Source organism: Stieleria sp., assembly GCF_041595215.1.
GTDB lineage: Bacteria > Planctomycetota > Planctomycetia > Pirellulales > Pirellulaceae > Stieleria > Stieleria magnilauensis.
Window position 1 is genome coordinate 1 of the sequence record NZ_JBFHKV010000626.1, and the last position, 5,048, is coordinate 5,048.

Genomic DNA, 5,048 nt, shown 5'->3' on the forward strand with positions numbered 1-5,048 from the left:
ATACGACCCCAAGTCCTACGTCGGTACGGGCGTGCTGCGTCTGTTGGTCAGCCTGGACATGAGCAAGGAAGCCGTCTCCAGTCGCATCAACGATGGGCCGCGTGAGGTTCCTGTTTCATGGATCCGTGCTGCCGGTGACGGACGGGTGTTCTACACCAACTTCGGCCACCGCGAGGACACGTTTGCCAATCCGGTGATCGTCAAGCACATGCTCGACGGCATTCAATACGCGCTCGGTGATTTACCGGCGGACGCCACGCCGACGGACAAAATGGAGAGCCTCGAGCCCGCCTTGGCTCCCGCTATCAGATAGGTGTCGATCCACCACGGCAGGTCCGTTATTCATCCAATGCCATGTGCCGCTTCGCGTAATCTTCACGACAAGTCCCTATGATCACAGGCCGATCGTGGCTGATGATGTGTTCTTCGTCAAACCGGACTTGGCAGTCGACTCTTGTTTCGTCTCACCCTTCTGCAGACCAATGGCTCGCGAAGAGGCAGTCGACACATCATTGACCGATCGCCCTACTTGATCGGTCGCAACGAGCAGTGCGATCTGACGTTTGCTTCGCGGTCGGTCAGCCGAAAGCACTGCACGATCACGTTCAATGACACCGACGTCTTGATACAAGATTTGGGCAGTCGAAACGGAACCGTCGTGGAAGGGGAATTGATCGAGGCCGGCGTTCCCAAGCCGCTCAGCCACCATGATCATCTGAAAATCGGCAAATACACCTTTCGCGTTTCCATACGCGACCAGGCAACCGGGAAGCCCTTTCGTTTCAAGCCGACCGATCTTTCCACGCTGTCGGGGCCACCGGTGATTCCGGCAGACACGTCCAAAGGGGCGGCGCAACTGTTGGTCGAGCTTGATGAACTCGCGTCGGACCTGGGGCGTTCGCAGGGATCCGCATCCCCGTTGCTGCGCCGTTTCGCGGCCACCGACGAGCCGGAGATCAAGGCCGATCCGGTGAAGGCGGACGAGTCGGACCAGGACCAGTCGGACCAGGACGACCAAACGTCCTCGACCACATCGATCCAAGTTGCCGACGGCGGCGCCCCTTCGACGGACCGTTTGGACGTGTCCGCGGACGACACCGAGTCGGCTTCCCCGGAGTCGCGTAAGATTCCCGATCATCTCCGCCCGAAGCGACCCAAGGATTCACAGAGCGCCGCGTCAGCGGCGCTCCGGAATCTGTTCATTCGCTAGGTTCGATGGACCGTGTCGGCCAAACGTGCGGGCGCGTTAGGGTTTCGGTGCGGCAGCGGCCATCACGGTCAGGTCTTCCTGTCCGACCCGGGCACAGAAATCGCCCAGCGACTCGCCTTCGTTTCGATTGGCTTTGTACGCCGAGGCGATGGCGATGATCTCGCCGGCGATCTGATCCGACGGGACCAAGTCCTTGTACAGATACGCCAATCGATTGCCCAGCCATCCGCCGCCGGCAAACAAGGTGTACTTGTCCTTGGCCTTTCCGACCAACGCCAAGTCCGCGTTGTAGGGCCGGGCGCATCCGTTGGGGCAGCCGGTCACTCGAATCGTGAACCGTTCCTTGTCCAATCCGAGTTTGGCCAGGGGTTGTTCCAGGTCGTCGATCAGACTGGGCAAACGGCGTTCGCTTTCGGTGATCGCCAAACCACAGGTCGGCAATGCGACGCAGGCCATGGACCAGCGGCGGACCGTGCTGGTTTCCTCGGTCGTGCGAACGTTGTGTCGCTGGATGATTTCGATCAGCTTGTCTTTGTCGGCCGGATCGATGTCCGTCACGATGATGCTCTGGTGACCGGTCATCCGCAGTTCGGTGCCGAAGGTTCGACAGACCTCACGCATCATCGCTTTGAGTTGACGGTGATCGTTGTCGTACAGACGGCCGTTTTCGATGTTCAGTCCGTAGGACCATTTTCCGTCGCCCTGGTCTTGCCAGCCCATGTGGTCGTCGAAGCCGGTCACATCATCGGGCTCGCAGTCGGCCAGCGGCTGGCCGAATTGCTCTTCGACCGCGCGGCGGAATTTTTCAACGCCCCACTCATCGACCAGGTACTTCATCCGTGCGACCTTGCGATCGGCGCGGTTGCCATGGTCGCGCTGGACCTTGATCACCGCCTTGCTGACTTCGACCGCTTGTTCGGGCGTGCAAAACGCCATCCGTTTGGCCAGCGCGGGATAGGTTTTCTTGAGGGCGGGCGTGACGCCCATGCCGCCGCCGACCAAGACGTTGTAGCCGACGATCGCACCGTCGCGGACGACGGCCAGGAATCCCAGGTCTTGCGTGTAGATGTCGATGCAGTTGTCTTCCGGCAACGCGATCCCGACCTTGAACTTTCGCGGCAGATAGGTCGGTCCGTAGAGGGGTTCAACGACCGGCCCGCCGCCTTGGAGCGTTTTTTCACCGGTCTCCGGATCGGTCAGCCACAGCTCGTGATAGGCCGGTGTTTGCGGGGCCAGCGCGGTGACCAATTCATCGGTCAGTTGGACCATCGCCTGGTGCACCCCGTCGGCACGTTTGGCCGGGCAGCACATGACGTTGCGATTGACGTCGCCGCAGGCGGCCAACGTCGACAATTCGATTTCGTTGATGCGATTGATCGTCGCACGCAGGTCTTTCTTGAGCACGCCGTGCAATTGCAGCGTTTGCCGGGTCGTGATCTTCATCGTCGAATCACCCAGCTCGTCGCACAGATCCAATTGGGCGAGCATCTGCTGGCTGGTGATTCGGCCACCGGGGATCCGGCAACGGACCATCATCGCGTACGCTTTACCGCCGCCGGCTTTCTTCAATTCCACCCGCTTGTCGCGATCGTCTTGCTGGTAGGTGCCGTGAAATTTCAGCAATTGAATGTCGGACTTGCCAAAATGATCGCTGTCGGCGGCCATCTCGGTGTCGATGGTGCCCTTGAGATACTGGCTTTCCTCTTTGATTTTTTCGACCGGGCTAAGCTTCGGCGCTTCGGTAGACATCGAGTCAAAAATCCTGTGTGATATCGTTTCGCGGGTCGGGGACCTGGCGAGAGAAGAACTGTGAATCTACGCGAACTATAACGCTCAATCGCAATTCCCACTATGGTAAACCCATCGGCCGATGACAGGCTGGCAGAACAGGGGTGCGACGAGCTGACGCAACACGAGGCGAACATGACGGCAGTGATTTTGGATGGAAAACAGGTTGCGGCAGAAATCCGCGCAGATCTCGCCATGGAAGTCGCGGATTTTGTTGCCGGTGGCGCCCCGCCACCCTGCCTGACCGCCGTGTTGGTGGGCGAGGACCCCGCCAGTCAGGTCTACGTGCGAAACAAGGCGCGTGCCTGCGAAAAAGCCGGCATCGACGGCCGCACCCATCGCTTGCCCGCCGACGCCGGTCAAGACGAACTGATGGCGTTGATCGCCGAACTCAACACCGACACCAACGTCAACGGCATCTTGGTTCAGCTCCCGCTGCCGACAGGCTCCGGCGTGGAGTACGACGAGCGGGAAATTCTCGACGCCATCGATCCGCTCAAGGATGTCGACGCCTTTTCGCCCGTCAATGTCGGCCTGTTGATGCAGGGCCGGCCGCGATTCCTGCCCTGCACCCCGCACGGCATCGTTCAGCTGCTCGGGCGATCAAACCTGTCGGTCGCGGGGAAAAAGGTCTGTGTCGTCGGGCGCAGCGACATCGTCGGCAAACCGATGGCGATGATGTTGGCCCAGAAAACCGGTTCGTGCGGCCCCGACGTCGCCAATGCCACCGTGACGATCGCCCACAGCAGGACCGCAAATCTGGCCGACGTGTGCCGCGATGCGGATTGCTTGATCGCCGCGATCGGCCGCCCCGAAATGATCACCGGTGACATGATCAAACCCGGCGCGATCGTGATCGATGTCGGGATCAATCGCGTCGGCGACAAACTGGTCGGCGACGTGGCCTTCGATCAGGCCAAAGACGTCGCCTCGGCGATCACGCCGGTCCCCGGCGGCGTCGGCCCGCTGACGATCGCGATGCTGCTGCACAACACCCTGGCCGCGGCAAAACTGCAAAGCGGCCGTTAGATGCGAGTCGACGCGTTTCGAGATCGCGTGATGAACCGTTGCCTCCGGCATGGTCGAGAGAGAAAATGGGTCAAAAAATGGGTTGGTCAAAAAATGAAGACAGCTGCTCGGACTCGATTGGCGAACCACCCCATCGCTCCTCCTGCCTCATTTTTGCTGCCCCCATCCATCTCTGGCCAACCCATTTTTTGACCAACTCATTTTTTGACCAACCCCTGCTTTACGCCCGTTTCGGCCCCATCAAGCATTGGGTCGAACAGGCTTAGCGGGACGCCTATTGCACGATCATCCTGGCGGCGGCGGGCAGGTGATTTTTGCCGGTCCCGCGAGACGCCTTCACCCAGCCCAGCGCTCGGCCCTGGTAACGCACGACGCACCAGCCCGATGCCTCGCACGGGATCGGTTCGCCACCGAGGAACCGCTGTGCCGTCGTCGCATCGACTTCGATCCCTTCCGTCGCCCGCAACGCACCGGTTCGACGTAACGCCGCACCATGCGCGGGCTTCCAGGTTTGGCCGGTGCGATAGGCCGCTTCGGGACCGCCGGCGGCAATCGATTCGACCCACGGCGGGGCGTCTTCGGGCCATGCCCAAATGACCGCGCCGGCGACCTGGTATCGCTGCGGCGTCGCGTCGAACCAGTCGCCCAATTCCTCCGGCAACCGCTCCGGCTTCTTGCGGCGTTTGCGTTTCGCTCCAATCGCCGACGCAGCGGGAATCGCGTCGTCGAGGTCACAGCGCAGCGACGCGGCAAAACTGCCCGCACAGTCGTGGCGGTGGGGCCACAAGCGATAGCTGCATCCGGTCTCATCGCTCGCATAGTCTGCCAGGCGATCGAGTGGTTCGGATGTCACGCCGTCTTGGTCCAATAACCAACGCACTTGAGATTCGTTTTCCGCTTCGGCGAACGTGCACGTGCTGAGCACCAATCGGCCTCCGGGGCGGAGCAGGTGGACGGCCGACGCAAGAATCCGCTTGGCCCGCAACGCGCTGTGTTCGATCTGTGTCTTTGAAACCGCGGC

At 61.0% G+C, this 5,048-nt stretch carries 4 protein-coding genes and 1 pseudogene; 3 read left to right on the top strand and 2 right to left on the bottom strand.

The window, feature by feature from the left end; translation table 11 throughout:
• Both ABX749_RS21325 and ABX749_RS21330 read left to right on the top strand, forming a co-directional pair.
• Positions 1-313 (top strand): ThuA domain-containing protein (locus ABX749_RS21325; RefSeq protein WP_372897758.1); only part of this gene is annotated, 313 nt, incomplete at its 5' end.
• A 141-nt stretch (positions 314-454) separates the two neighbouring features.
• Positions 455-1,210 (top strand): FHA domain-containing protein, encoded by a 756-nt coding sequence (locus ABX749_RS21330; protein ID WP_372897759.1) that lies wholly within the window; start codon positions 455-457, stop codon positions 1,208-1,210.
• A 36-nt stretch (positions 1,211-1,246) separates the two neighbouring features.
• Here the strand turns inward: ABX749_RS21330 and ABX749_RS21335 are convergent, their stop codons facing one another.
• Complete coding sequence (locus ABX749_RS21335) at positions 1,247-2,959, bottom strand: NADPH-dependent assimilatory sulfite reductase hemoprotein subunit (protein WP_372897760.1); 1,713 nt, start codon at positions 2,957-2,959, stop codon at positions 1,247-1,249.
• A gap of 174 nt (positions 2,960-3,133) precedes the next feature.
• On the opposite strand from ABX749_RS21335, the gene folD reads away from it, so the two are divergent.
• Positions 3,134-4,027, top strand: a complete 894-nt coding sequence (folD, locus tag ABX749_RS21340; RefSeq protein WP_372897761.1) for a bifunctional methylenetetrahydrofolate dehydrogenase/methenyltetrahydrofolate cyclohydrolase FolD — start codon at positions 3,134-3,136, stop codon at positions 4,025-4,027.
• A 274-nt stretch (positions 4,028-4,301) separates the two neighbouring features.
• On the opposite strand, the pseudogene ABX749_RS21345 reads toward folD, so the two are convergent.
• Positions 4,302-5,048: pseudogene (locus ABX749_RS21345) on the bottom strand (RNA methylase, NOL1/NOP2/sun family protein); the annotation flags it as partial.